Genomic DNA, 25,827 nt, shown 5'->3' with positions numbered 1-25,827 from the left:
CGTCAGGCGCGCCCACTCCACTGCTCGGCGAAGCGGAGGAACGCGTCGTCCTCGGCCGGGTTGGTGACCGTGACCCGCGCGCCGTCACCGGCGAACGGCCGGACCACCACACCGGCCGCCACGCAGTCCCGCGCGAAGTCGACGGTCGCGTCGCCCAGGTCGAGCCAGACGAAGTTGGCCTGCGAATCCGGCACGCGATAGCCGAGCTCGCGGAGCCGATGCGTCACCCGGATGCGTTCGGCGACGACGGCCTCGGTCCGGGCCAGCAGCTCGTCCTCGGCGTCGAGGCATGCCACCGCGGCGTGCTGGGCGAGGCTGTTCACCGAGAACGGCACATGCACCTTGCCGAGGGCGGTGATGACCTCGGGATCGCCGAGCGCGTAGCCCACCCGCAGCCCGGCGAGGCCGTAGGCCTTGGAGAAGGTCCGCAGGACGACGAGGTTGCGGAACTCGCGGTGCAGCTCGACCGCGTCGTAGGCCTGCGTCGGGCCCAGGCGCAGGTACTCGAAGTAGGCCTCGTCGAGGGCCACGATGACGTCGGACGGCACCGCCCGGAGGAACTCGCGAAGCGCGTCGGCCTCGACGACCGTGCCGGTCGGGTTGTTCGGGTTGCAGACGAAGATCAGGCGCGTGCGCTCGGTGATCGCCGCGGCCATCGCCGGAAGGTCGTAGGTGAGGTCGGGGGTCAGTGGGATCTGTACCGGCGTCGCGCCGGTCACCCGGGTCGCGAGCGGATACGTCTCGAACGACCGCCAGCCGAACAGCACCTCGTCGCCGGGGCCGCTGGTGATGGTGATCAGGTTCTGGCAGAGGATCACCGAACCGCAGCCGACCTGGATCTCGTCCTCGGTGACGCCCAGCTTCTTCGACAGCGCCGCGGTGAGCTCCACCATGCCGTTGTCGGGATAGCGGTTGGCCGACCCGGCCGCGGCGGTGATCGCCTCCAGAACGCTCGGCAACGGGCCCTCGGTCACCTCGTTGCTCGCCAGCTTCACCGCGCCCGGAAACGTCTTGCCGGGCACGTAGACGGGCAGGTCGTCGAGGTCTGGGCGGATGCGCAGGGTCACCCGACAAATGTAGGTCCGGGCCCGGCCAACGGCCAAAACGGTGCTGGTTTGCTTCGCGTGCGCAGACGTGTGTAATCTTTCGCTTCGGCAGTTCGAAAGGACTCCGCTAGGAGGCGTGCCAGAGCGGCCGAATGGGACTCACTGCTAATGAGTTGTCTCGCTAAAACGGGACCGGAGGTTCAAATCCTCTCGCCTCCGCCGACCCGCCCACAGCGGGGCACAACTGAATAGCACGCGCCCGTAGCTCAACGGATAGAGCATCTGACTACGGATCAGAAGGTTTGGGGTTCGAATCCCTACGGGCGCACCGCACGAGACCCCCGCCAACCGACCACGTCGGATGGCGGGGGTTTCTCGTTCTGGCTTCAGTTCCGGTGTCTGGCCGCAGTTCCTGCTCCGTGCCGGAATCCGAAGCTGCGGCCAGAACCGGGATGATTCACCGGGCACCCACCCGCCCGAGCCGCGAGACCACCACACCGAACGCCCCCGCCAACGGGAACATCGCGATGCCGTACACCGCGGGCGCCACCGACATCTCAGTGCTGTCGAGCACCGTCAGGGTGACCGCGAGCGCCAACGTCGCATTGTGCAGCCCGATCTCGAAGCCGCCGGCGATCGACTGGGCCTGTCCCAGACCCGCGAGCCGCGGGATGAGATAGCCCAGACCCAGGGACACCACGCAGAACACCGACGTCACCGCGCCGGCCTTCACGAGGAAATCCATCACGCGGTCCTCGCTGAGCAGCGTGCCGAGCAGTACGACGACGACCAGCACCACCGATGCGATCCGAACCGGCCGGTCGGCGCGCGTCGCGACCCCCTCGGCACGTGCCCGGACCAGCATGCCCAGTGCGACCGGGATGAGGACCACCGCGAACACCTGCAACAGCTTCCCCGGTTGCGCACCGATGTTGTCCGACGCGTCGGTGAAGTACGCCAGCGACAGATTCACCACGATCGGCAGGGTGATCAGAGCGAGCACAGAGTTAACCGCGGTCAGGGTGATGTTGAGCGCGACGTCGCCGCGGAAGAGATGACTCATCAGGCTGGCCATCGACCCACCCGGGGACGCCGCGAGGGTCATCAGGCCGACGGCGAGCAATGGTTCCAGGTCGAACACGATCGCCAGTCCGAATGCGACCGCGGGGAGCAGCAGCATCTGGCATCCGAGGATGATCACCGTTGCGCGCGGCGTCGCCACCACACGCCGGAAGTCGGCGACCGAGAGCGAGAGCCCGAGGCCGAACATGACCACGGCCAGCGCGACCGGTAGACCGACGCTGACGAACGAGGATTCCATCGGGGCCCTTTCGTCGCCGCGTGAATCGCGTGTCAGGACATTCTGATCGCTGTGCGGATTTTTCACAGAATTCACCGCACTTCAGATAATTTTGGTTACCGTAGTGTCGCGGGGGATTCCTTTGTGCATCGAACGAAAGGAACTTCCATGGCATCTCCATCCACCGCGGCGAAACTCGCCGCCGAGTTCTTCGGCACCTTCTGGCTGGTGTTCGGAGGTTGCGGCAGTGCGATTTTCGCGGCCAAGCAGATCGCCCAGTCCGACGACGGGCAGAACACGTTCCAGGTAGGTATCGGATTCCTCGGTGTGGCACTCGCATTCGGCCTCACCGTGGTCACCATGGCCTACGCTGTCGGCCACATCTCGGGGGCGCACTTCAATCCGGCGATCACCCTGGGCGCTGCCGTCGGCGGCCGTCTGTCATGGAAGGAACTGCCCGGTTACTGGATCTCCCAGGTCGTCGGTGGGCTCCTGGCGGGCCTGATCCTTCTCGTGATCGCCAAGGGCAAACCAGGTTTCGTCGCCGAGGGAAACATGGCCGCGAACGGCTACGGCGAACACTCGCCCGGCAACTACTCGCTGGCCGCGGTGATCATCGCCGAGGTCCTGCTCACCGCGTTCTTCCTGATCGTGATCCTCGGCGCCACCGAGGAGCGATCCAACAAGGGTTTCGGGCCGTTGGCCATCGGCCTCACGCTGACCTTGATCCACCTCATCTCGATCCCGATCAGCAACACGTCGGTGAACCCTGCACGGTCGACCGCTGTCGCCTTCTTCAACGGGAACGGTGCGCCGGGACAGCTGTGGGTGTTCTGGGTCGCACCACTTCTCGGCGGTCTCATCGGCGGGGTGCTCTACCCGTTGCTGTTCGAGAACGGGAAGTTCGTCCTGGGCGCCAAGTCGGCCCCGGCAACGCCCGCCTCCCGCTCGGATTCTGTGGAGGCATGACGTCGATCCGTTTCCGCTGACCGCTGTGGCGGTCAGCGGAAATCGCCACTGCCTGGGACAATCCCGGCATGGAACTGCTCATCCTGGTACTCGTCGGTGCCATCATCGTGACCGCCGTCGCCGACCGCCGGGGGATGCAACCCGCGCTGATCATCGTCGTGATCGCGCTCGCGGTGTCGTTCATCCCCGGTATGCCGCGAGTCGAACTCGATTCGCACATCCTGCTGACCGTTGTCCTGCCGCCACTGCTGTACTCGGCGGCCCTGGGCTTCTCGTTCCCGAACTTTCTGCGGAACCTGAAGCCGATCCTCGGCCTCGGTGTCGCGATGGTGGTGATCACCGCCGTCGCCGTCGGCTGGGTGGCGTCACTGGTCATCCCGGAGTTCACGTTCATCCTCGCGCTGCTGCTCGGGGCGATCGTCGCGCCGCCGGACGCGGTGACCGCGGTCGCCATCGGCCGTAAACTCGGCCTGCCGAAGCGGCTGATGACCATCCTCACCGGTGAGAGTCTGGTCAACGACGCCGCAGCGCTCTCCCTGTTCGCGATCGCCATCTCCCAGATCGCCGACACCCACTCGTTCATCGGCAACCCGCTCGCGCTGTTCGGCTACAACGCGATCCTCGGCCCGATCGTCGGTGCGGTGCTCGGCATGCTCACCCTCTGGATCCGTCGGCATCTGCAGAACCCTGCCCTCGAGACCGTGCAGGGCTTCGTCGTGCCGTTCGCCGCCTTCCTCGCGGCAGAGCACCTCCACGCGTCGGGCGTGCTGGCCGTCGTGATCGCCGGATTCGTCGTCGGCTCCGGATCGGTCCACGCCGGCTACCAGACGCGACTCCAGGAACGGTATGTCTGGAACTCGGTCGACGTCCTGCTCGAGGCCTTCGTGTTCGCCTACATCGGTCTGCAGATGCGGTTCATCATCGAAGACCTGCGCGACGCCCGAGAGTCGTTGCTGCACATCGTCGCCGCCTCGGTCCTGGTGCTCGTCGTGGTGCTGGCGATCCGGCCGATCTGTGTCTTCGCGATGTTCGGCCGGGGCGTGGTGAGCCGGCGCATCGACAGCGCGGTCAACGTCGAGGTGCCGGCCAACCCTCGGCGCTCGACGAGACCCGTTCCCGCGGAGGACCGTCCGCCCGGACGATGGCGCCGATTTGCCGACCGCATCGATCATCGCCCACTCACCTGGCAGGAGTCGACGGTGGTCGCCTGGACCGGGATGCGCGGCGTGGTCACCCTCGCCGCTGCCTCCGGCATCCCGGTGACCATGGCGTCGGGCGAACCGTTCCCCGAGCGTTCGGCGATCCAGGCGATCGCCTTCGTGGTCGCGGTCGGGACGATCCTGATCCAGGGACCCACACTGCCGTGGCTCATCGCACGGCTGAACCTGCACAACGAGGACGAGGAACGGTACGACCACGATCAGACGGCCCGGACCGAGACCATCGTGCACACGGCCGCGGATCAGGTGTTCGCCGACTTCGTCGACCGCCCGCCGGCAGAACTGGATGCCGCGACCGTGGAGTTCATCAAGGACACCGTCGCGCGACAGTCCCGCGACGCGGAGGAGATGCCGGACCCGGAGGCCCACACGGCCCGTAACGACGCGTTCGCGACCCTCTACCGCGCGGTGCTGCATGCGCAACGGGAGGCCTTGGTCGCCGACCGGGACGCCGGGAAGGTCGACGATGAGGCGGTGCGCGCCATGCTGGAACGCCTCGACCTGCAGGAAGCGGGCTTGTCGGCGCGCCTCGAGAGTCGTCTCTGATCTCGGTCGCCGACGGCCGGCGGACGTCGGCGACGCGTCGTCGTACTGTCGAAGGTGCGGGTCGTCCGGCCCGTGGTCGGGCATCTGCCGGGACCAGACGACGCCGACGGGAGGCCGAAGTTGGGAGAACCCGCCGAACGGTCGCCGCAGGGGAGCCGTCCGCCACCCGACGACCTCTACCGCACACCGCTGTATGCCCAGCTGTATCCGCCGTTGGGGTACACCCCCGACGGCCGGCCGGTCTTCGTGCCGGGGCAGCCGTCCGGTCCGGACCCGACCCTCGAACAGCGCGATGAGGTTGTCCCGACGCCCGCCGACGACGGTGACGTACCCGACGAGACGTCGCGCCGGCTCGCGTCGTCGGACCGGCGCCTGGTCGGGGTGCTGGCGCTGGTCGCGGTCGCCGCACTGAGCCTGCTCGCGGTCACCGTCGGGCGGGCCGCCCTGCGCGACGACGAACCACCCACCGCGCAGCCCGACATGCCCGTGGTGATCTCCGAGCTGCCGACCCGGATGCCGACGGCGGCGCCCGACGACGAACCCGACACCCCGGGCGCGCCCGGCGGGCAGACCCTGCCGATCGGCAAGGCGGTCATCTACGAGGTGACCACGTCGAGTCCGGCCACGATCCTCTACGTCGACGACAACGGCCTGCGGACGACCGTCGACGACTCGACGAAGTGGACGATCACGTTCACCGGCTCGGCCAATCCGCTGCGCGTCCTGGTGCTCGCCGGACAGGGGGCGGCCACCTGTGCGATCACGGTCGACGGACGGACCGTCGCCACCGATCGGATCGCCGCGGAGTCACCTCGGCGAACGGTGTCCTGCCGGGCCTGAGGTGACCCCGATCACAGATTGGGGCGTCTTCCGAGCGCATCGACTGTGTGCCGAGGTCCCGAGGTCGCTACCGTAGACCCGTGAGTTCCTCTCAGACAGCCCCAGAGAACACCGCCCCGCAGGGCGACGCGTCGTCATCGGCCGACTTCAAGACGATGATCACGTGGCGCGGCGAGGGTGCTGACCGGCTCGAACAGGTCCGTCTGCACGTCACCGGTTCCCGGATCAAGGCCTACGGCCGGATCATCGCGGCAGCCACGAATGAGCACGAGGCGTTCTCGGCGTCCTACGAGCTCGTCACCAACGACTCCGGTGTCACCAAGCGGTTGTCCGTCCATCTGGTGCGTGCGAGTGGAGAAACACAGCTCGGCATCACGCGTGACGGAGAGAACAATTGGCTGGTCCAGACCAGCGAGGGCACCAACCGCAGTGACTTCAACGGTGCCGAGGACGTCGACCTGGCGCTGTCCCCGATGTTCAACGCCCTGCCGATCCGCCGTCACGGACTCCAGCGCGGTGGCGACGAGATCGACGTGCCGGTCGCCTACCTCTACCTCCCGGCGGGCACCGTCGAGCCGGCCACCCTGCACTACACCCCGGGGCCCGACTCGATCGGCGTCATCTCGCCGATCGTCACCTCCACGCTGACCGTCGACGACGAGGGTTTCGTGGTCGACTACGCCGGTCTGGCCACCCGCGTCTGAGCCGCACCCGGACCCAGCGCACGCGTCAGCCGAACCAGACCCGCGCGCGGTGCGCCTGACGCCGTAGTTCCTCCGCCCATCCCGGATCGCCCACCGTCACGCCGCTGATCGCGACCGGGTCCGCACCGGCGATCGCCTCGTAGGCGAGTCGTGCCCGGTGCCCGTCGTCGACGAGCACCTCGACGCTGCCGCGGTCGCGCAGTTCGTCGCGGACGGCCGTCAACCGGTTGATGGCCTCGCTGAGGACGTTCAGCAGTGCGATCCCGTTGGCCTCCAGCATCGCTCGCTGCAATGCCGGTGCGGTGCCGGCGACCCGCGTCCCGTCGCGGAAGCTGCCGGCGGCCAGCCGCAGCGCCAGATCGCTCTCGCCCGCACCGACCGCCGCGGTGGCGGCCGCCGTCAGATGCGGCAGATGCGAGATGGCCGCGACGGCCCGGTCATGCGCATCGGGCGCGGCGGGTACCACCAACGACCCGACCGTCCGCGCCAGGGACGCGACCACCAGCCAGTCGTCGGGGTCGGTGTGGTCCTCGGTGCTCACCATCCACATCGCATCGCGGAAGAGCGTGGGATCGGTTGCTGCCCAACCTGATCGGCTGGTTCCGGCCATCGGGTGCCCGCCGACGTAGCGTTGACCGCGGGCGAGGCGGGTGACCGATTCGGCGACCGGCCGTTTGACGCTGACGACGTCGGTGAGCAGGCAGGTGCCCGCCTGTTCGGCGATGACCGGCAGGAGATCGTCGATGGTTGTCATCGGCGTGGCGAGGACCAGCAGTGCATCGTCGGCGGCAGCCTGGCGCAGCGTCGCGATCAGATCGGTGGAGGCGCGATGGCCGGACGCGGTCGCGGCCTCGACGGTCTGTGTGGACCGGTTGTATCCGTAGCACTGCCGACCGGCGTCGTGCAGTGCCCGCAGCAACGATCCGCCGATCAGGCCGAGGCCGAGAACACAGACCGGCGGTCCGGCGTGCGGGTCGAGGCGGGCGGCAGGGGCAGTCACCCCTTCAGATTCCCACACGCGCCCCATCCGGTGTGGCGGCGAGGGGCGGGTGCGGGACTTGGGTGGTCCGCCGATTACGGCTACGGTGACCTGCATGGCAGGTGCCGGCGCGAATGTATCGGGTGGTTCGAACAAGCAGGACGTCAACGACGAGATCGAGGGTTTCGCTGTCGCGGTCGTCCGCGACGAGGGCGCGTGGAAGGTTTCCGCGTTGAATACGTCGGCGTTGCGCAATCTCGATGATGCCGAGCTGCAGCTGCGTGAGCTGCGGGCCACGGGTGCGGTGTTCGGTCTGCTCGACGTCGACGACGAGTTCTTCATCGTCGTGCGGCCCGGGCCGTCCGGTGCTCAACTGCTGATCTCCGACGCGACCGCCGGCGTCGACTACGACGTCGCCGCCGACGCGCTCGATGCGATGAACATCGAGGTGCCCGACCTCGATCCCGACGAACTCGACGACATCGACCCGTGGGAAGAGGGCGATCTCGGCATCCTTGCGGACCTCGGTCTACCCGACGCCGTCATGAGCATCATCGTCGGTGACACCGATCTGTACGCCGACGAGCAGGTGGGCATGATCGCCGCGCGGCTCGGGTTCGCCGACCAGCTGTCCAAGGTTCTCGACTCACTCGGCCACTGACCCCGCCCGTCATGGTGTCCTCGCCCGCCGGGCCGCTGCGCGCGGAATGGGAGTCCATGATGAGTTCGGCGCTGCTGGCCGCCGTCGACGACAGCGGCGCCGACGACGTCCCGATCGGGGCTGTCGTATTCGATCCGGGAGGCATCGAACTGGCCCGCGCGGGTAATCGTCGGGAGGCCGACTGCGACCCGACCGCGCACGCCGAGATTCTCGCACTCCGCACGGCGGCAAGCAGATTCGGCGACGGATGGCGGCTTCCGGGATGCACCATCGTGGTGACCGTCGAGCCGTGCACCATGTGCGCCGGGGCGATCACGCTGGCACGGGTGGACACGCTCGTGTTCGGTGCGTGGGAGCCCAAGACCGGCGCCGTCGGGTCGCTGTGGGATGTCGTGCGGGATCCCCGGCTGACCCATCGGCCGCAGGTGGTCGGCGGTGTGCGCGAGGAGGAGGGCAGAGCGTTGATGCTCGACTTCTTCAGTGCCCGGCGTACCGACTGAGGCCTCGCGACGCGATCGGACCCTGGCTTCGCAGCGCAGGAATCAGGGTGGAAATCAGGGTTCGGAACAGCGGAAGCTCTGGCAGATTGGGCACATGGGCGCGTGCACCTGGCCGTGCCCACCCGACCCGAGGAGAAGAAGATGTCCGACCCCACCGACAAGGTGAACGAGGCGGTCAACACCGTCAAGGACAAGATCAACGAGTTCGCGGCGAGCGACCAGGTCCAGGGGGCCGTCGGTACCGCCAAGGACAAGCTGACCGAGCTCGCCGAGCACGAGAAGGTCCAGGGCGCCGTCGACACCGCCAAGGAGAAGTTCGGCGAGATCGCGGGGAACGAGAAGGTGCAGGACGCACTGTCGACCGCAATGGACAAGTTCGACGAGATCAAGGACAAGATCACCGGCAAATGATCTGCCTGACCTGCGATTGTGGTCGGCGCCGGTCTTCCGTGGCACGGTGGAAGTGCCTTTGAACGCCGGTGACACCGGGTCCCGGGAGAAGTAGAAGGAGGCAGTTCATGGGAGTTGCAGACGACGCCAAGAACAAGGCCGAAGAATTGAAGGGTCGCGGTAAAGAAGCTGCCGGCGATCTCACCGACAACCAGGACCTCAAGGACGAAGGCCGTGGCGACAAGTCTGTCGCCCAGGGCAAGCAGAAGGTCACCGAGGCCGCGGATGCGGTCAAGGGCAAGGTCGACGACCTCAAGGACAAACTCACCGGACGCTAGGACACCAGCCTCTCTGCGGAGCAGCGTCTCCGGCACCGAGGGGTAAAGCCCCGCAAAGGGTGCTCTGACCAGCCAATTTAGGCCTGGACGCCGACTGCGGTACAGTCTTCCGCGGTGGCGTGTCCGAGCGGCCGAAGGTGCAGCACTCGAAATGCTGTGTGCGGTAACCCCGTACCGAGGGTTCAAATCCCTCCGCCACCGCAGCGAACGGCCCCTCATCTACCCAGATGAGGGGCCGTTTTCGTCGTGTCGGGCACCCGGTTCGGATACCGTCGCCGCCATGACCGTGGCTCGCCTCAAGGAGATGTTCGACCAGATGGTCGTGCGTAAGGACGCCGACCTCATCGGGCGCTACTACCACCCGGACTTCGTGATGACCTCCGACGGACTGACCGAGGAGTTCGCCGATTTCGCCGACGGTCATCGTCGCGTCTATGCGACCGACATCGCTTACGCGATCGAGTATGACGAGGACGCCTGGGTGGACGCGGGCGACCGGGTCGCGGGTCGCGTGTGGATCACCACCTCCCGACCGGGGGAGACGCCGACGCGGATCGAGGTGGTGCTCATCGCGTCCTATCTCGACGGTCGCATTCACCGGGTGTGGGAGACCACCTGGCCGAGTTGGCGAACCGTGGACGCGCTGGAGAGCTACGAGCAGTAGCTCCGTGGCGCCTACCCGCCGAGCACTGCGGCCATGCCGGGCTTCATCAGATCGGAGATGTCGTCCCACGGCACGGTGACCGGCAGGTAGTCGCCGAGCGCATGGATCACGGACACGTAGATGTGGAAGCCGGTGCTCAGCGGAACCCAGTTGAGGAAACTGTCGATCGCGGGCTGCGGCGGATCTGCCCGGCTGTCCAGTCGCGGCACCAGCATCGCCAGGCGCTGGGCGGCCGCAGCCGGATCGACGAAGACGTCGGTCAGCAGAATCGGTTGCGCGGTGGACGCATTGATGGTGGTGGTCGCGACGTGGTTGTTGGGATGTGCGGCCCCGGGTGCGTTCGTCATGTAGATCCCGACGCCGGCGACGACGGTTTCGGTGATCGTGGTGACCCTGCTCCGTTCGTCGGTCACGAGTGAGCCGTTCGCCACGGTGAACTGGCCACCGCCGACGTTGCCGATGAGATCGTCGAGGCCCGCGCGCATCCCGCTGTTGAATCGGCTGCGAACAGCGGCGTCTCCACCGGTCACCTGCGGCAGGAGAACGTCGACGGTGGTGGTGCCGCTAACGCCCGTCACCGGTACCGAGGCCGCCACATAGCGCTGCGCCGCGGGCGTGGGCGACGGCATCGGCGCGGCGGCCGACGATGGCGGTGTGGACGACGAGGTGACAATCACCTGGCCGGGTGAGTTCGACGAGGTGGTCTGCGTGGACTCGCCACAGGCGGCGAGCACGGTCACGGCGAGAAGAATCGTCGCCACACCGCCACGTCGGCTGGTCATGGCATCGATCCCTTCTTCGCATCGGCGTGGATGAGCGTCGTCCGGTCGGTGGACGCCTCAGCTCAAGAACTGCGCTGCCTTCTCGGTGAGTTCGAGCAGTGGTTGCGGAAAGATGCCCAATGCGATGGTGATCACGGTGCAGACGGCGATCGACGACGTCGTCAGCACGCTCGGCTTCACCACGTGCGGTGCATCGACGGGGACGTCGGCGAAGAACATCGCGACGATGATCCGAATGTAGAAGTATGCGGCGATGGCGCTGCTGATCACACCGATCACCACCAGTACGCCGCCGCCCGCGCCCGCAGACGCGGCGAACACATCGAACTTCGCGATGAATCCACTGGTCAACGGAATGCCGGCGAAGGCGAGCAGGAACATCGAGAACATCGCCCCCACAAGGGGATAACGTCGACCGAGACCGGCCCACTGGGAGATCTCGGTGGCCTCGCGGCCGGACAGATGCGGCCCCGATGCCCGGTCGGTCTCGCGAACCACCGCCACCGTCGCGAACGCACCGAACGTCGAGAAGGCGTACGCCGCAAGATAGAACAATGTCGCGGCGACACCTGCCTCGTCGAACGCGATGAGGCCCAGCAGAATGAAGCCGGCGTGGGTGATCGACGAGTAGGCGAGCATGCGCTTGACGTCGGTCTGTGTCACCGCCATCAGCGCGCCGGCCAGCATGGTGGCGATCGCGACCACCCAGAGCGCGGGCTCCCAATCGGACTTCAGGTCGGCGAAGCCGACATGGAACACGCGCAGCAGGGCGCCGAAGGCGGCGATCTTGGTGGCCGCCGCCATGAACGCGGTCACCGGTGTCGGGGCACCCTGGTACACATCCGGAACCCACGAATGGAATGGCACCGCACCGACCTTGAACAGCAGGCCGACCGACAGCAGGCCGAGCGCGATCAGCGGCAGGATGGTGTCGCCACCCGGGTCGGCGACCATCCCCGCGATGGATTCGCCGATCGCGCCGAGCTGCAGGGAGCCCGTGGCCCCGTACGCGAATGCGGCGCCGAACAAGAAGAACGCCGACGAGAACGCGCCCAGCAGAAAGTATTTCAGCGACGCCTCCTGGGAGATCAGTCGCCGGCGCCGGGCCAGCCCGCACAGTAGGTACAGCGGCAATGAGAAGACCTCGAGGGCGATGAACATCGTGAGCAGGTCGCCGCACGCCGGGAACAGCATCATGCCGCCGACCGCCAGCAGGGTCAGCGGGAAGACCTCCGTGGTGAGCCCGCCTGCGCGCGTCGCCTCGAACTCGGCGTCGGTGTTGGGCACGGACGCGCCCGACGGGGTGAACATGTCCGCCTCGACCGAGTCCAGCGTCGCCTTCGCGGCCGCCCCGGGTCCGTCGCTGATGCGCAACGTCATCGACGGCGCCGCCACGACCCGTTCGAGGCGACGTTCGCCCATGAACGCGACCGCCAGGATCGCCACGAGCACCAGCAGTCCCTGCAGGAGTAGCGTCGGGCGGTCGATGACCACGGCCCCCGACATCGCGAACTGTCCTGTGCCACCGTCTTTCGCCTCCGCGACGGCGACCCCGACAACCGCGATGAACGCGGCGACCAGACCGACCAGGGAGAGCACCAGCTGGATGGGGTAACGGAAACGACGCGGGGAGAAGGCCTCCACGAGCACCCCGACGACGGCGACCCCGAACACGATCAGCATCGGCGAGAGCAGGCCGTACTCGACGCTGGGCGGATCGATGGCGGGAGAGGCGAGGGAAGCGACGGGGAATGAGTCGAGATGTATGACGGTCATCTCGGACCTCCGTCCTGATCGGTCGGGACCGCCGGTTGGGGGTCCTGTTCGTGAATCGTGCTCATCGTGTGCGCGACCGCCGGATCTATCAGATCCAGCAGAGGTTTGGGATAGACGCCGAAGACGAGGAGCAGAGCGATCAGCGGCGTCACCACCAGGAGTTCCCGACCGTGCAGATCGCGCATCGACCGGGTCGCCGCGCCGGGGCCCTCTGTGAGCGTGGCCGGCCCGCCCATCATCCGCTGGTAGAGCCACAGGACGTAGATGGCCGACAGCACCAGGGCACTCGTCGCGATCACCGCCGCCACCGGGTAGCGGGTGAATGTCCCGATCAACACGAGGAATTCGCTGATGAACGGTGCAAGGCCGGGCAGCGACAGTGTGGCCAGCCCGGCCACGAGGAACGTCCCGGCCAGGACGGGCGCGATCTTCTGGACTCCGCCGTAGTCGGCGATGAGACGACTACCGCGGCGAGAGACCAGGAAGCCGGCGATCAGGAACAGTGCGGCGGTGGAGATCCCGTGGTTGACCATGTAGAGCGTCGATCCGGTCTGCCCCTGACTGGTCAGCGCGAAGATGCCCAGGATGATGAAACCGAAGTGCGAGATCGAGGTGTAGGCGATCAGCCGCATGACATCGGTCTGGCCGATGGCGAGGATCGCGCCGTAGACGATGCCGATCACCGCCAGGGCCGCGATCAGCGGGGCGAAATACCGTGCGGCGTCCGGGAACAGCTGCAGGCAGAATCGCAGCATCGCGAATGTGCCGACCTTGTCGACGACCGCCATCATCAGTACCGCGCCGGCCGGGGTGGCGGCGACCGCCGCGTCGGGCAGCCACGAATGGAACGGCCAGAGGGGCGCCTTCACGGCGAATGCGAACATGAAGCCCAGGAACAGCAGTTTGATCAGGCCGGTGCCGGCGTCGAGCTGTCCCGACGACACCGCGTCGACCACGGCTCGCAGGTCGAACGTCCCGCCACCGCCGGTGCCGAGTCCGGAGCGGGCGGTGACCACGTACAGTCCGATCACCGCGGCCAGCATGATCAGACCGCCGAACAGGTTGTACAGCAGGAACTTCACCGCCGCCCGGGATCGGTCGACACCGACCGTCGTGCCGAATCCGCCGATGAGGAAGTACATCGGGATCAGCATCGCCTCGAAGAAGATGTAGAACAGGAGGATGTCGAGGGCGACGAAACTCATCAACACCATCGCCTCGACCGCCAGGGTCAACGCGAGGTAGGTGTGCGGTCCCTTCTGCCGGCGACCGCCCGAATGATCCAGCGACCCGACATGGTCCGCATCGTTCCAGCCGGCCAGGACGAGCACCGGCAACAACACCGCCGTCAACAACACCAGGACCAGCCCGATACCGTCGAGCCCCAGTGCATAGCGTGTGCCGAGCGCGGGTATCCAGCTGTGGTCCTCGACGAACTGGTACCGCGCACCGGTGCCGGTGGTGTCGAAGCCGGCAGCCAGGCCGAGTGACACGGCGAGCACACCCAGGGTGACGCCCAGCCCGAGCCACTTGGCGATGCCGGGCCGGTTACTCGGAACCGCCAGTACCGCAACGGCGCCGACGGCCGGCAGGAGCCACAGGATGGTCAGCCACGGTGCGGTCACAGGACGTTCACCACCATCACCATCGCGACGATCAGGACCGCCCCGGCGAACATCGACAGCGCGTATGACCGCACGTAGCCGTTCTGCCAGCCGCGTATTCGCTGGGACAGCCGGCCGACGGTGGTGCCGATCCCGGTGGTGAGACCGTCGACACCGTCGCTCTCCACCGCGACGAGCTGGCGGGTGAGTTCTTGGCCTGGCCGCATCAACAGCTTCTCGTTGACGGCGTCGCCGTACAGATCTCGCCGTGCCGCGACGGTCAGGGCGGACACGTCTTCCGGGGCGACCTCGAGCACCGGGCGGGTCGCGTACTGGCGCCACGCGATCGCGACACCGATCGCCACCACCGCGAGGATCGTCACGGTCACCACCCAGGCCGGCACCGCCAGCTCGTGGTGTTCTTCGCCGACAACGGGTTCGAGCCAGTGCACCAACGCATCACCCCACGCCAGCACGGCGCCGGAGATCACCGATCCGATCGCGATCAGGATCATCGGCGCGGTCATCACGCCCGGCGACTCATGCGGATGCGCATCCTCCTGCCAGCGGCGCTCGCCGAAGAACGTCAACAGCATCACGCGCGTCATGTAGAAGGCGGTGATACCCGCGCCGAGCAGGGCTGCGCCGCCGAGGAGCCAGCCGCCGACCCCGCCGGAGGCGAACGCCGACTCGATGATCGGGTCCTTGGAGAAGAACCCCGAGAACGGTGGCACACCGATGATGGCGAGGTAGCCGAGCCCGAAGGTGACGAACGTGATCGGCATGACCGTGCGCAACCCACCGAAGCGCCGCATGTCGGTCTCGTCGTTCATCCCGTGCATCACCGATCCGGCGCCGAGGAACAGGCCGGCCTTGAAGAAGCCGTGGGTCAGCAGGTGCATGATGGCGAACGCGTAACCGGCGGGCCCGAGACCCGTGGCGAGGATCATGTACCCGATCTGGCTCATCGTCGACGCCGCGAGAGCCTTCTTGATGTCGTCCTTGGCACAGCCGATGATCGCGCCGAACAGCAGGGTCACCGCGCCGACGACGGTGACGCCGACCTGAGCCGCCGGTGCGAGATCGAAGATGGGGTTGGAGCGGGCGATCAGGTAGACGCCTGCCGTGACCATGGTGGCGGCGTGGATGAGCGCCGACACCGGGGTGGGGCCCTCCATCGCGTCGCCCAGCCACGACTGCAGCGGAACCTGTGCCGACTTGCCGCACGCCGCCAGCAGCAACATGAATCCCAGTGCGGTGAGCACACTCTGACCGGCGGCGGAAGCACCACCGAACACCGCCTCGAAGGACACCGCGCCGAATGTCGCGAACATCAGCATCAACGCCACGGCGAGGCCGATGTCGCCGACCCGGTTCACCACGAACGCCTTCTTCGCGGCGGTCGCCGCGGTCGGCTTGTACTGCCAGAAGCCGATCAACAGGTAGGACGCGAGACCAACGCCCTCCCAGCCGAGGTAGAGGCCGAGATAGTTGTCGGCCAGCACCAGCACCAGCATGGCGGCCAGGAAGAGGTTGAGATAGGCGAAGAATCGACGACGGTCCGGGTCGTCGGCCATGTAGCCGATCGAATAGATGTGGATCAGGGAACCGACGCCGGTGATCAACAGCACGAAGCACATCGACAGCTGGTCGAGTTGAAGACCGAAGTCGACCTGCAACTCGCCGACCGGCACCCAGGTGAACAGGACCTGGTGCACCGCACGGTCATCCGTGGCACGGCCCAGCATCCCGGTGAACATGGCCGACCCGAGTACGAAGGACGCGAGCGCGAGCGCGGTGCCCAGCACGTGTCCCCACCGATCGGTGCGCCGGCCGGCGATGAGCAGGATCACCGCGCCGACCAACGGAAGAGCGGGGACCAACCAGAGCAGAGCTGCGGACGAATCAGTGCTCACCCGGGCCTCCTACCGCTTCAACAGATCTGTGCCGTCGACCGAGGCCGAACGCCGGGCACGGAAGATCGTCATGATGATGGCCAGTCCCACCACCACCTCGGCCGCCGCGACGACCATCGTGAAGAACGCGATCACCTGGCCGTCGAACGATCCGTGCATCCGCGCGAAGGTGACGAACGCCAGGTTGGCCGCGTTGAGCATCAGCTCGACGCACATGAACACGACGATCGCGTTGCGGCGCAGCAGTACCCCGGCGGCGCCGATGGTGAACAGCAGCGCCGAGAGGTACAGGTAGTTCTCGGGGTTCATCGACGGCCCTCCCCGAGAGATCGGCGGATGCTGTCGTTCGCGGAGCGACCGGGTATGTGAGTGTCCGATTCGCGGTCACCCGCGACGACGGGCGGGCGGGGCTTCAGCGTCGCATTGACCGAGAGCTCCGACGGGGTGCCGTCGGGCAGCAGCGCCGGGACATCGACGGCGTTGTGACGGGCGTAGACACCGGGACTCGGCATCGGTGTCATGTCGACGCCCAGCCGGAACCGCTCCTCCGACAGTTCACGCTGACTGCGTTTCGGTCCGAACCGTTCCCGGTGCGCCAGCACCATCGCGCCCAGGGTGGCCGCGATCAGCAACGCACCGGTCAGCTCGAATGCCCACAGATACTGCACGAAGATCAACTGCGCTATCGCCTCGATGTTGCCGTCGGAGCCCGTGGTGCCGGACACCGTGGGCGGCCCGGCCGTCGGTGCCCCCGCGAACACCGCCAGCGATGCGTTCGCGATCGCCGCGATCAGCAACACACCGAAGCCGATACCGAGGACGACGGCTGCGACACGTTGTCCACGAAGGGTTTCCACCAACGAGTCCGACGAGTCGACACCGATCAGCATGAGGACGAACAGGAACAGCATCATCACCGCGCCGGTGTAGACCACCACCTGTACGACGCCGAGGAACAATGCGCCCTGCGCGACGTAGAAGATCGCGAGGATGATCATCGTGGTGGCCAGGAAGACGGCCGAGTAGACGGCCTTGGTCGCGAACACCACGCCCAGTGCACCGAGGACCGCGACCGCGCCGAGCGCCCAGAACTGCACGGCCTCGCCCGTGCTGGTCGCCGGGAGCGCAGCGAGCGGGAGCGATGACGACGTGCGGGTGAGCTCGGCGGCGAGCAGTGCTGTCACGACTCGTCCTTGGCGACGAGCCGACCGTCCGTGGACACCTCACCGCGGTAGTAGTTCTCCTCGGTGGAGCCGGGCGCCATGTCGTGGGGTGCCGGCTCGACGCCGGGTTCCAGCGGCGCGAGCAGCCGATCCTTCTCGTAGATCAGGTCGGCGCGGTTGTCGTCGGCCATCTCGTAGTCGTTGGTCATGGTCAACGCCCGCGTCGGGCATGCCTCGATGCAGAGTCCGCAGCCGATGCAGCGCAGGTAGTTGATCTGATAGACGCGGCCGTATCGTTCGCCCGGCGAGTAGCGTTCGTCCTCGGTGTTGTCGGCGCCCTCGACGTAGATGGCGTCGGCCGGGCACGCCCACGCGCACAGCTCGCAGCCGATGCACTTCTCCAGCCCGTCGGGATGGCGATTCAGTTGGTGGCGACCGTGATAGCGCGGTGCCGTCGGTGTCTTCTGCTCGGGGTACTGCTCGGTGATGGTGGGGGAGAACATCGACGAGAACGTCACCCCGAGTCCACTGATCGGTGAGAGGAAGTCAGGCATCGGTCGTCTCCTTCGCGTGGTCGGATGGAGGTGGTGGTGTGGTGGTTCGCGGCGGCAGCACCTGTCCGGGCATCGGTGGCACCGGGAATCCGCCGGCCATCGGATCGAACGTCTCCCCCGCCGGCGGAGTGGCGGCGACGGAGGAGCCGCGGGTCGAGACCTCCGGCGCGGTCGGCAATCTCATCAGCCGCCAGACGGCGTAGCCGATCAATGCGGTCACCACCAGCCCGGCCCCGGCCGACACCAGTGAGCGGACGAGGTCGTCGTCGGAAGATCCTCCGACCGCCGCCCGGATCAGCGCGACCACCATCACCCAGGTCAGGGAGATCGGGATGAGCACCTTCCAACCCAGATTCATGAACTGGTCGTAACGCAGACGGGGGAGGCTGGTGCGCAGCCAGATGAACACGAAGAGGAACACCCAGACCTTGATGGTGAACCACAGGATCGGCCACCACCCGGAATTGGCCCAGTCGAACATGCTGACCGGCCAGGGGGCCTGCCAGCCGCCGAGGAACAGCGTGGTCGCCAGGGCCGACACGGTGACCATGTTGATGTACTCGGCCAGCATGAACATGGCGAACTTGAGCGACGAGTACTCGGTGTGGAATCCGCCGACGAGTTCACCCTCGGCCTCCGGCAGGTCGAACGGAGCGCGGTTGGTCTCACCGACCATGGAGATCGCGTAGATCACGAACGAGGGCAACAGCAGCAGAACATACCAATGATGTTCCTGCGCAGCGACGATGCCCGACGTCGACATGGTGCCGGCATCGATGAAGACCGCCGCGAAGGTCAGGCCCATCGCGATCTCGTAGGAGATCACCTGTGCGGTCGACCGCAGGCCACCGAGCAGTGGGTAGGTGGAACCCGAGGACCACCCTGCCAGCACGATGCCGTACACGCCGACCGACGTGATCGCGAGGACATACAGGACACCCACCGGGAGATCGGTGAGCTGTAGCGGAGTCTGGTGACCGAACACCGACACCATGGGCCCCATCGGGATCACCGCGAACGCCATGACCGCGGGCACCACCGCGATGATGGGGGCCAGCAGGTAGATCGGCTTGTCGACGCCCGCCGGGACGATCCCCTCCTTCAGCGCGAGCTTGACCCCGTCGGCGAGGCTCTGCAGCAGGCCACGGGGACCGACACGGTTGGGGCCGATGCGGGTCTGCATCCGCGCCATGACTTTTCGTTCGATGAGAATGGCGGCCAACGGGTTGGCGACCAGGAAGCCGAACACGGCGACCGCCTTGATGAGGATGAGCCACCAGGGATCGTGACCGAAGTCGGCGAGCGAGGGGAAGCTCATCGTGCCTCCTGGGTCGGGGTCGCGACGGCGATCGCGACGACGTCGCCCGGGTCGGCCCGTAGCTGAGCGTGCACAGCTGATCCCGGTGAGTTCGCCGGCACCCACACGACCCCGTCGGCCATGTCCGTGATCTCGAGCGGCAGGGTGATGGCACCGCGCTCGGTGCCGATCTCGACCGACGAGCCGTCGGTCGCGCCTATCCCGGTGGCGGTGGCGGGGGACATGCGGGCCACGGGAGTTCGTGCGGTACCGGCGAGATGGGGTTCGCCGTCCTGCAGGCGTCCGTTGTCCAGGAGCATGCGCCAGGTGGCGAGGACCGCCCGGCGGGTCTCGTCGGCGAGATGATTGTTAGAGGCCGCCTCGACGGTCGGCGACGGTGGACGCGCACCGTGCCAGGCGCCCACGTGCTCGAGGTCGGCGCGGATCATCGTCGTGTCGTCACACCGCAGGTCGACGCCCATCTGCCGGGCCAGGGCGCCCAGCACGCGGTGGTCGGGTAGCGTGCCGACCTCGGGCAGCGCCGTCGCGAACGGGCGCGCCCGCCCTTCCCAGTCGAGGTACATGCCGGCCTTCTCGGCGGCGGCGGCGACCGGTAGGACGACATCGGCGTGCTCGGTGACGGCGGTGCGGCGGAGTTCGAGGCTGACGACGAAGCCCGCCTGGCCGACCGCGGTCGCCGCGGCCACCGGATCCGGCAGGTCGTCCAATTCGACCCCGCCGATCACCAGTGCGGAGATCTCCTGGCGCAGTGTCGCATCCAGGATGCCTGTGGTGTCGCGGCCGGGAACGCTGGGCAGATCGGCGAGCTGCCAGGCCAGCGCGATCTCCGTGCGTGCGGACAGATCCGCGACGGGCCGACCACCCGGCAACAGGTTCGGCGCCGCGCCGACCTCCAGCGCACCCCGCTCGCCCGCCCGCCGGGGTATCCAGGCGAGCCGCGCTCCGGTGCGTTCGGCCAGGCGCACGGCCGCACTGAGTCCGCCCGGGCTTCCGGCGAGCCGTTCACCCACCAGGATCACCGAGCCCGGTGCGGCGGCGGCCTCGACCGCGGCGTCGGAATCCAACGCGGCCGCCTCGTCTCCCGGGACGGTCGGGAGCCATGCGGCGTCGAGCTTCGCCGCCCCGCGGCTGCGCAACGCCGCGATGGTGGTGACCTGCTGGCCCGCGGTCCGCACCGCTCGGCGCAGCCGGAGGAACACGATCGGCGACTCCTCCTCCGGTTCGAACGCCACCATGAGTACGGCCGGCGCCGCGCCCAGTTCGTCGTAGGTGACGTCGTCGGGCCGGGCGGCGATGTGCGCGGCCAGGAAGTCGGCCTCCTCGGCGCTGTGCGTGCGGGCCCGGAAGTCGATGTCGTTGGTGTCCAGCACGGTTCGGGCGAAGCGCGCGTACGCGTAGGCATCCTCGGCGGTCAGCCGGCCGCCGGTCAGCACGCCGGTCCGGCCGTGCGCGGCGGCGAGACCCTCGGCGGCGTGTCGCAAGGCGTGCGCCCACGACACCTCGCGGAGCGAGCCATCCGTCCACCGGATCATCGGCGCGGTCAGACGATCGGCGGCGGTGGCGTAGGCGAACGCCCACCGGCCCTTGTCGCAGTTCCACTCCTGGTTGACCTCGGGATCGTCGCCGGCGAGGCGCCGCAACACCTTTCCGCGACGGTGATCGGTGCGTTGCGCGCACCCGCTCGCGCAGTGCTCGCAGACGCTGGGGGAGGAGACGAGGTCGAAGGGTCGTGCCCGGAACCGATAGGCGGTGCTGGTCAGCGCGCCCACCGGACAGACCTGCACGGTGTTGCCGGAGAAGTACGATTCGAACGGGTCGTCCTCGTAGATGGAGACCTGTTGCAGCGCACCGCGATCAGCCAGGTCGATGAGCGGGTCGCCGGCCACCTGGCCGGCGAATCGGGTACACCGGGCGCACAGCACGCAACGTTCCCGGTCCAGCAGGACCTCCGACGACAACGGCACCGGTTTGGTGAAGGTCCTTTTCACGCCGGTGAATCGGGAGTCACCCCGACCTGAGGACATCGCCTGGTTCTGCAGTGGGCATTCGCCACCCTTGTCACAGACCGGGCAGTCCAGCGGATGGTTGATCAGCAGCAACTCCATCACGCCGCGCTGCGCCTTCTCGGCGACCTCGGAACTGCGCTGGGTGTGTACCACCATGCCCTCGGTACACACGGTGGTGCAGGACGCCAACGGTTTACGCTGGCCCTCCACCTCGACGAGGCACTGTCGGCAGGCGCCGACCGGATCGAGCAGGGGATGGTCGCAGAACCGGGGGATCTGCGTGCCGATCATCTCGGCGGCGCGGATCACCAGGGTGCCGGGCGGCACGGAGACCTCGGTGCCGTCGATCGTCACCGACACCAACGCCGGCTGCTGTCCGGTTCGAGCATCGTCGACTGCGGTCAACGGACACCTCCTGCGGCGGGTGCGGCGTCGGCGAAGACCGTCGACCGGTGGTGATCGAACGGGCAGCCACCGTCGAAGTGGGCCAGATACTCATCGCGGAAGTACTTGAGAGACGAGACGATCGGGCTGCCGGCGCCGTCACCGAGGGCGCAGAACGACTTTCCGACGATGGTGTTGGTGATGTCGGCGAGCGTGTCGAGGTCCTCGGGTGCGCCGTCGCCGGCTTCGAGCCGGCGCAGCAACTGCACCAACCAGTAGGTGCCCTCCCGGCAGGGCGTGCACTTGCCGCACGATTCGTGGGCGTAGAACTCGGTCCAGCGCAACACCGCGCGCACCACACACGTCGTCTCGTCGAAGATCTGTAAGGCCTTGGTGCCCAGCATCGATCCGGCGGCACCGACGCCCTCGTAGTCGAGGGGGACGTCGAGATGTTCGTCGGTCAGGATGGGCGTCGACGATCCGCCCGGCGTCCAGAACTTCAACTGATGTCCCGCCCGCACCCCACCGGCACGATCGAGCAACTCCCGCAACGTGATCCCCAGTGGCGCCTCGTACTGACCAGGTCGTGTGACGTGCCCGGACAGCGAGTAGAGGGTGAACCCGGGCGACTTCTCGGTGCCCATCGCACGGAACCAGTCGATGCCGTTGCGGATGATCGGGGGCACGCTCGCGATCGACTCCACATTGTTGACGACGGTAGGACTCGCGTAGAGCCCCGCGACGGCGGGGAACGGCGGCCGCAGGCGGGGCTGTCCACGACGTCCCTCGAGTGAGTCGAGGAGTGCGGTCTCCTCGCCGCAGATGTACGCACCGGCCCCGGCGTGCACCACCAACTCGAGGTCGAAGCCGGAACCGAGGATGTCGCGTCCGAGATAGCCTGCGGTGTAGGCCTCCTCGACGGCGGCGCGGAGTCGCCGCAGCACCGACGCGACCTCCCCGCGCAGGTAGATGAACGCGTGGTGGGCGCGGATCGCGTAGGCGGCGATGATGGCGCCCTCCACCAGCGCGTGCGGGGACGCGAAGATGAGTGGCATGTCCTTGCACGTGCCGGGCTCGGACTCGTCGGCGTTGACCACCAGATAATGCGGTGGTGCGGTGGGATCGGTCGGCCGGTCGGGATCCTGTTGCGGGATGAACGACCACTTGAGGCCGACCGGGAATCCGGCGCCGCCGCGACCACGGAGACCGGAGGCCTTGATGGTCTCGATGATGTCGTCCGGCGCCGTGGTCAGCGCGGTACGCAACGCGGTATAGCCGTTGTGTGACTCGTAGTTCCGCAGCGACCACGACTCGGGCTCGGACCAGTATCGGCTGAGTACCGGGGGCTCGGCGGGTTCGGCGCCCGGCAGGGTCGCGGTCATGAGAGATCCCCGTCGACGGGACGTTCCGTCAACCCGGCGAGCAGCCGCGCGGTCTGGCGGAACGAGCACACCGTGCCGGTGCCGCGGGCGGGTGTGACGGAGACGCCCGCCCGGAGGTCCTCGACGAGTTCGATGCTCTCGGTGGGTGTCTGGTTGTCGAAGAACTCCCAGTTCACCATCACCACCGGGGCGAAGTCGCAGGCGGCATTGCATTCGACGTGTTCGAGGGTGATCCGACCGTCGGGGGTCGTCTCGCCGGGGGAGATGCCCAGGTGCTCGGTCAGGGCGGCGAGGATCTCGTCTCCGCCCATGATGGCGCACAGGGTGTTGGTGCAGACCCCGACGAGGTACTCACCGGTGGGTGATCGCCGGTACATCGAGTAGAAGGTGGCGACCGCCGCGACCTCGGCGGTGGTCAGATCCAGCTGTGTTGCGCAGAATGTGACACCGGCGCGGGTGATCTGGCCGTCCTCGGACTGCACCAGGTGCAGCAGTGGCAGCAACGCGGACCGGCGCTGCGGATAACGGGCGATGATGCCGACGGCGTCGGTGGCCAACCGTTCGGCGACATCGTCGGGGTATGCCGGCGGGCCGTCGAAACGGATGGTCGGGTGGGGCGCGGGCGCGACGATCGGCACACCTTCCGCGGGTGGTGCGGTCAGATCCACGAACACCGGGTCGGTCATCGGTCAACCCCTCCCATCACCGGGTCGATGCTGGCGACGGCGGTGATGACGTCGGCGACCATGCCGCCCTCACACATCGCCGCCACCGCTTGAAGATTCGTGAACGACGGGTCGCGATAGTGCACCCGGTACGGGCGGGTCCCGCCGTCGCTGACCATGTGCACGCCCAGTTCGCCGCGCGGTGACTCGACGGCCACATAGCATTGGCCGGCCGGCACCCGCATCCCCTCGGTCACCAGCTTGAAGTGGTGGATGAGCGCCTCCATGGAGGTGCCCATGATCTTCGCGATGTGCTCGGGTGAGTTGCCGAGGCCATCGGGTCCGAGTGCGAGGTCGGCGGGCCACGCCAGTTTGCGGTCCTCCACCATGACCGGTCCCGGCCGGATGCGCTCGAGGCATTGGCGGACGATGCGGATCGATTCGCGCATCTCCTTGACCCGGATCAGGTAGCGGCCGTAGGAGTCGCAGGTGGTGTCGGTGATGACGTCGAACTCGTAGTTCTCGTAGCCGCAGTACGGCTGCGACTTCCGGAGGTCGTGGGGCAGTCCGGTGGAGCGCAGGACCGGCCCGGTGATGCCCAGCGCCATGCATCCGGTGAGGTCGAGATAGCCGACACCCTGGGTGCGTGCCTTCCAGATGTAGTTGTCGTTCAGGAGATCCCCGAGTTGGTCGAGCCGCGACGGCAGGACGTCGAGTACCTCGGACACCCGGTCCAGCGCGTCCGCGGGAAGATCTTGCGCGACCCCGCCCGGTCGGATGTAGGCGTGATTCATCCGCAGTCCGGTGATGAGCTCGAAGAGGTCGAGGATCATCTCGCGTTCCCGGAAGCCGAGGAACATCGCGGTGACGGCGCCGAGTTCCATGCCGCCGGTGGCCAGCGCGACCAGATGTGAGGTGATGCGGTTGAGCTCCATCAACATCACGCGGATGACGCTCGCACGTTCGGGGATGTCGTCGGTGATGTCGAGAAGGCGTTCCACCCCGAGGCAGTACGCCGTCTCGTTGAAGAACGGTGACAGGTAGTCCATCCGCGTGACGAAGGTGACGCCCTGGGTCCAGTTGCGGTACTCGAGATTCTTCTCGATCCCGGTGTGCAGGTAGCCGATCGTGCAGCGTGCCTCGGTGACCGTCTCGCCCTCGATCTCCAGGATCAGTCGCAAGACCCCGTGGGTGGACGGATGCTGCGGTCCCATGTTGACCACGATGCGTTCGTCGCCGGGTTGGGCGGCCGCGCGTTCCCGGACGGCGGTGACGATCTCGTCCCAGTCCTGACCGGAGACCGTGTAGGTCTGGGTGGGACGTACGTCTTTGTCGGCGCCGGGTCCGGCATCGCTGGGCGGACGGTGGGTGGGGGAACCGTTGTCGGTGGTGGTCATCAGCTGTACGACCTCCGCTGGTCGGGTGGTGCGATACGGGTTCCCTTGTACTCCACCGGAACTCCGCCGAGCGGATAATCCTTGCGTTGCGGGTGGCCCTGCCAGTCGTCGGGCATCTCGATCCGGGTGAGCGACCGGTGCCCGTCGAACACGATGCCGAAGAAGTCGTAGGTCTCGCGTTCGTGCCAGTCGTCGGTGGGGTAGATGTCGGTCAGCGTCGGGATGTGCGGGTCCGAGTCGGCGACCGACACCTCCAGGCGGAGACGTCGATTGTGGGTGATCGAGGTCAGCGGCCAGACCGCATGGAGCTCCCGCCCGTGGTCGTCGGGATAGTGAACGCCGTTGACGCCCAAGCAGAGTTCGAACCGGAGGGTGTCGCGGTTGCGCAGGGTCAATGCGACCGCGCGCAGGTATTCGCGGCGGACGTGCAACGTCATCTCGCCGCGGAAGATCACCACCTTCTCGATGGCGTCGTCGTAGCTCGATCCCGGCGGTGGCAGTTCGCCCAGACCGACCGCGAGTTCGTCCGCGATGTCGTCGAAGTAGCCGCCGAAGGGTCGCTCGGAACTCCCCGGCAGGGTCACCGCCTGCACGAGGCCGCCATACCCGGAGGTGTCGCCGCTGCCGTGCACCCCGAACAGGCCCTTGCGCACCCCGATCTGCTCGGGCCCGGTCTGCTCGTCTCTGGTCAGTTCACCGGCTGTGCCGACGGTCTCCGGTGCG

At 67.4% G+C, this 25,827-nt stretch carries 23 protein-coding genes, 3 tRNA genes and 1 pseudogene; 12 read left to right on the top strand and 15 right to left on the bottom strand.

Annotation, left to right across the window (positions count from 1 at the left end; all coding sequences use genetic code 11):
* Positions 1 to 2 precede the first annotated feature (2 nt).
* The gene (gene hisC, locus D7316_RS16510; protein ID WP_124709215.1) at positions 3 to 1,067 is read right to left on the bottom strand and encodes a histidinol-phosphate transaminase; all 1,065 of its coding nucleotides are present in this window, start codon (positions 1,065 to 1,067) and stop codon (positions 3 to 5) included.
* Between the two features lie 109 nt (positions 1,068 to 1,176).
* Here hisC and D7316_RS16505 point away from each other — a divergent pair.
* Together D7316_RS16505 and D7316_RS16500 are read left to right on the top strand one after the other, a co-directional pair.
* Positions 1,177 to 1,265 (top strand) — tRNA-Ser (locus D7316_RS16505).
* Positions 1,266 to 1,301: 36 nt separating this feature from the next.
* Positions 1,302 to 1,374, top strand: a tRNA-Arg gene (locus D7316_RS16500).
* 129 nt (positions 1,375 to 1,503) lie between these two features.
* Here D7316_RS16500 and D7316_RS16495 read toward each other — a convergent pair.
* On the bottom strand, positions 1,504 to 2,367 hold the full coding sequence (locus tag D7316_RS16495) for a bile acid:sodium symporter family protein (protein WP_124709214.1): 864 nt from the start codon (positions 2,365 to 2,367) through the stop codon (positions 1,504 to 1,506).
* 147 nt (positions 2,368 to 2,514) lie between these two features.
* On the opposite strand from D7316_RS16495, the gene aqpZ reads away from it, so the two are divergent.
* The 4 genes from aqpZ (at position 2,515) to D7316_RS16475 (ending at position 6,625) form a co-directional block, all read left to right on the top strand.
* Positions 2,515 to 3,315 (top strand): aquaporin Z, encoded by an 801-nt coding sequence (aqpZ, locus tag D7316_RS16490; RefSeq protein ID WP_124709213.1) that lies wholly within the window; start codon positions 2,515 to 2,517, stop codon positions 3,313 to 3,315.
* A 68-nt stretch (positions 3,316 to 3,383) separates the two neighbouring features.
* On the top strand, positions 3,384 to 5,081 hold the full coding sequence (locus D7316_RS16485; RefSeq protein WP_124709212.1) for a cation:proton antiporter: 1,698 nt from the start codon (positions 3,384 to 3,386) through the stop codon (positions 5,079 to 5,081).
* Between the two features lie 120 nt (positions 5,082 to 5,201).
* Positions 5,202 to 5,921 (top strand): hypothetical protein, encoded by a 720-nt coding sequence (locus D7316_RS16480; RefSeq protein ID WP_124709211.1) that lies wholly within the window; start codon positions 5,202 to 5,204, stop codon positions 5,919 to 5,921.
* Between the two features lie 155 nt (positions 5,922 to 6,076).
* Positions 6,077 to 6,625, top strand: a complete 549-nt coding sequence (locus D7316_RS16475) for a putative glycolipid-binding domain-containing protein (RefSeq protein ID WP_124711393.1) — start codon at positions 6,077 to 6,079, stop codon at positions 6,623 to 6,625.
* Between the two features lie 25 nt (positions 6,626 to 6,650).
* Here D7316_RS16475 and D7316_RS16470 read toward each other — a convergent pair whose 3' ends face one another.
* Positions 6,651 to 7,625 (bottom strand): prephenate dehydrogenase, encoded by a 975-nt coding sequence (locus tag D7316_RS16470; RefSeq protein WP_232016935.1) that lies wholly within the window; start codon positions 7,623 to 7,625, stop codon positions 6,651 to 6,653.
* A gap of 94 nt (positions 7,626 to 7,719) precedes the next feature.
* On the opposite strand from D7316_RS16470, the gene D7316_RS16465 reads away from it, so the two are divergent.
* The 6 genes from D7316_RS16465 to D7316_RS16440 all read left to right on the top strand — a co-directional run bounded on the left by D7316_RS16465 (position 7,720) and on the right by D7316_RS16440 (position 10,157).
* Complete coding sequence (locus D7316_RS16465; protein ID WP_124709210.1) at positions 7,720 to 8,265, top strand: tRNA adenosine deaminase-associated protein; 546 nt, start codon at positions 7,720 to 7,722, stop codon at positions 8,263 to 8,265.
* Between the two features lie 11 nt (positions 8,266 to 8,276).
* Complete coding sequence (locus D7316_RS16460) at positions 8,277 to 8,765, top strand: nucleoside deaminase (RefSeq protein ID WP_232016934.1); 489 nt, start codon at positions 8,277 to 8,279, stop codon at positions 8,763 to 8,765.
* A 141-nt stretch (positions 8,766 to 8,906) separates the two neighbouring features.
* The gene (locus D7316_RS16455; RefSeq protein WP_124709209.1) at positions 8,907 to 9,176 is read left to right on the top strand and encodes a hypothetical protein; all 270 of its coding nucleotides are present in this window, start codon (positions 8,907 to 8,909) and stop codon (positions 9,174 to 9,176) included.
* Between the two features lie 107 nt (positions 9,177 to 9,283).
* A complete protein-coding gene (locus tag D7316_RS16450) occupies positions 9,284 to 9,493 on the top strand; it encodes a CsbD family protein (RefSeq protein WP_124709208.1) in 210 nt (69 codons plus the stop codon).
* Between the two features lie 113 nt (positions 9,494 to 9,606).
* Positions 9,607 to 9,694, top strand: a tRNA-Ser gene (locus tag D7316_RS16445).
* A 79-nt stretch (positions 9,695 to 9,773) separates the two neighbouring features.
* The gene (locus D7316_RS16440) at positions 9,774 to 10,157 is read left to right on the top strand and encodes a nuclear transport factor 2 family protein (RefSeq protein WP_124709207.1); all 384 of its coding nucleotides are present in this window, start codon (positions 9,774 to 9,776) and stop codon (positions 10,155 to 10,157) included.
* An 11-nt stretch (positions 10,158 to 10,168) separates the two neighbouring features.
* On the opposite strand, the gene D7316_RS16435 is transcribed toward D7316_RS16440, so the two are convergent.
* The 12 genes and pseudogenes from D7316_RS16435 to D7316_RS16380 form a co-directional block, all read right to left on the bottom strand.
* Entirely contained in the window at positions 10,169 to 10,939 is a 771-nt protein-coding gene (locus D7316_RS16435) for a hypothetical protein (RefSeq protein WP_124709206.1), read from the bottom strand.
* Between the two features lie 57 nt (positions 10,940 to 10,996).
* On the bottom strand, positions 10,997 to 12,715 hold the full coding sequence (nuoN, locus tag D7316_RS16430) for an NADH-quinone oxidoreductase subunit NuoN (protein ID WP_124709205.1): 1,719 nt from the start codon (positions 12,713 to 12,715) through the stop codon (positions 10,997 to 10,999).
* Complete coding sequence (locus tag D7316_RS16425; protein ID WP_124709204.1) at positions 12,712 to 14,340, bottom strand: NADH-quinone oxidoreductase subunit M; 1,629 nt, start codon at positions 14,338 to 14,340, stop codon at positions 12,712 to 12,714. Before D7316_RS16425 ends, nuoN begins: the two co-directional genes overlap by 4 nt.
* Positions 14,337 to 16,235, bottom strand: a complete 1,899-nt coding sequence (nuoL, locus tag D7316_RS16420; protein ID WP_124709203.1) for an NADH-quinone oxidoreductase subunit L — start codon at positions 16,233 to 16,235, stop codon at positions 14,337 to 14,339. Before nuoL ends, D7316_RS16425 begins: the two co-directional genes overlap by 4 nt.
* Positions 16,236 to 16,244: 9 nt before the next feature.
* Positions 16,245 to 16,544, bottom strand: coding sequence for an NADH-quinone oxidoreductase subunit NuoK (nuoK, locus tag D7316_RS16415; RefSeq protein WP_124709202.1), 300 nt, complete (start codon positions 16,542 to 16,544; stop codon positions 16,245 to 16,247).
* Positions 16,541 to 17,419 (bottom strand): NADH-quinone oxidoreductase subunit J, encoded by an 879-nt coding sequence (locus D7316_RS16410; protein ID WP_124709201.1) that lies wholly within the window; start codon positions 17,417 to 17,419, stop codon positions 16,541 to 16,543. Before D7316_RS16410 ends, nuoK begins: the two co-directional genes overlap by 4 nt.
* Positions 17,416 to 17,952, bottom strand: coding sequence for an NADH-quinone oxidoreductase subunit NuoI (gene nuoI / locus D7316_RS16405; RefSeq protein ID WP_124709200.1), 537 nt, complete (start codon positions 17,950 to 17,952; stop codon positions 17,416 to 17,418). Before nuoI ends, D7316_RS16410 begins: the two co-directional genes overlap by 4 nt.
* Positions 17,945 to 19,270, bottom strand: coding sequence for an NADH-quinone oxidoreductase subunit NuoH (nuoH, locus tag D7316_RS16400; protein WP_124709199.1), 1,326 nt, complete (start codon positions 19,268 to 19,270; stop codon positions 17,945 to 17,947). Before nuoH ends, nuoI begins: the two co-directional genes overlap by 8 nt.
* Positions 19,267 to 21,681 (bottom strand): NADH-quinone oxidoreductase subunit G, encoded by a 2,415-nt coding sequence (locus D7316_RS16395; protein ID WP_124709198.1) that lies wholly within the window; start codon positions 21,679 to 21,681, stop codon positions 19,267 to 19,269. The genes nuoH and D7316_RS16395 overlap by 4 nt, the downstream gene beginning before the upstream one ends.
* Positions 21,678 to 23,728 (bottom strand): annotated as a pseudogene (gene nuoF / locus D7316_RS16390) (NADH-quinone oxidoreductase subunit NuoF). The gene D7316_RS16395 and the pseudogene nuoF overlap by 4 nt, the downstream one beginning before the upstream one ends.
* On the bottom strand, positions 23,725 to 25,104 hold the full coding sequence (gene nuoD, locus D7316_RS16385) for an NADH dehydrogenase (quinone) subunit D (RefSeq protein ID WP_197718250.1): 1,380 nt from the start codon (positions 25,102 to 25,104) through the stop codon (positions 23,725 to 23,727). Before nuoD ends, nuoF begins: the two are co-directional and overlap by 4 nt.
* Positions 25,104 to 25,796 carry an NADH-quinone oxidoreductase subunit C gene (locus D7316_RS16380; RefSeq protein ID WP_408610073.1) on the bottom strand — a complete coding sequence of 231 codons (693 nt, stop codon included), beginning with the start codon at positions 25,794 to 25,796 and terminating at the stop codon, positions 25,104 to 25,106. Before D7316_RS16380 ends, nuoD begins: the two co-directional genes overlap by 1 nt.
* Positions 25,797 to 25,827: the final 31 nt, after the last annotated feature.

The organism is Gordonia insulae (assembly GCF_003855095.1).
Classification (GTDB): Bacteria; Actinomycetota; Actinomycetes; order Mycobacteriales; family Mycobacteriaceae; genus Gordonia; species Gordonia insulae.
The sequence above is the reverse complement of the archived record's forward strand: the minus strand, read 5'-3'. Positions and strand labels throughout refer to the sequence as shown.

What these genes read in the sequence shown, in the direction of transcription:
- D7316_RS16435 (WP_124709206.1), bottom strand. Translation starts at nt 10,939, where the DNA reads ATGACCAGCCGACGTGGCGGTGTGGCGACGATTCTTCTCGCCGTGACC.
- D7316_RS16450 (WP_124709208.1), top strand. Translation starts at nt 9,284, where the DNA reads ATGGGAGTTGCAGACGACGCCAAGAACAAGGCCGAAGAATTGAAGGGT.
- nuoD (WP_197718250.1), bottom strand. Translation starts at nt 25,104, where the DNA reads ATGACCACCACCGACAACGGTTCCCCCACCCACCGTCCGCCCAGCGAT.
- D7316_RS16455 (WP_124709209.1), top strand. Translation starts at nt 8,907, where the DNA reads ATGTCCGACCCCACCGACAAGGTGAACGAGGCGGTCAACACCGTCAAG.
- nuoH (WP_124709199.1), bottom strand. Translation starts at nt 19,270, where the DNA reads ATGAGCTTCCCCTCGCTCGCCGACTTCGGTCACGATCCCTGGTGGCTC.
- D7316_RS16460 (WP_232016934.1), top strand. Translation starts at nt 8,277, where the DNA reads ATGGTGTCCTCGCCCGCCGGGCCGCTGCGCGCGGAATGGGAGTCCATG.
- D7316_RS16495 (WP_124709214.1), bottom strand. Translation starts at nt 2,367, where the DNA reads ATGGAATCCTCGTTCGTCAGCGTCGGTCTACCGGTCGCGCTGGCCGTG.
- aqpZ (WP_124709213.1), top strand. Translation starts at nt 2,515, where the DNA reads ATGGCATCTCCATCCACCGCGGCGAAACTCGCCGCCGAGTTCTTCGGC.
- nuoN (WP_124709205.1), bottom strand. Translation starts at nt 12,715, where the DNA reads ATGACCGTCATACATCTCGACTCATTCCCCGTCGCTTCCCTCGCCTCT.
- nuoI (WP_124709200.1), bottom strand. Translation starts at nt 17,952, where the DNA reads ATGCCTGACTTCCTCTCACCGATCAGTGGACTCGGGGTGACGTTCTCG.
- D7316_RS16440 (WP_124709207.1), top strand. Translation starts at nt 9,774, where the DNA reads ATGACCGTGGCTCGCCTCAAGGAGATGTTCGACCAGATGGTCGTGCGT.
- D7316_RS16485 (WP_124709212.1), top strand. Translation starts at nt 3,384, where the DNA reads ATGGAACTGCTCATCCTGGTACTCGTCGGTGCCATCATCGTGACCGCC.
- D7316_RS16465 (WP_124709210.1), top strand. Translation starts at nt 7,720, where the DNA reads ATGGCAGGTGCCGGCGCGAATGTATCGGGTGGTTCGAACAAGCAGGAC.
- nuoK (WP_124709202.1), bottom strand. Translation starts at nt 16,544, where the DNA reads ATGAACCCCGAGAACTACCTGTACCTCTCGGCGCTGCTGTTCACCATC.
- D7316_RS16475 (WP_124711393.1), top strand. Translation starts at nt 6,077, where the DNA reads ATGATCACGTGGCGCGGCGAGGGTGCTGACCGGCTCGAACAGGTCCGT.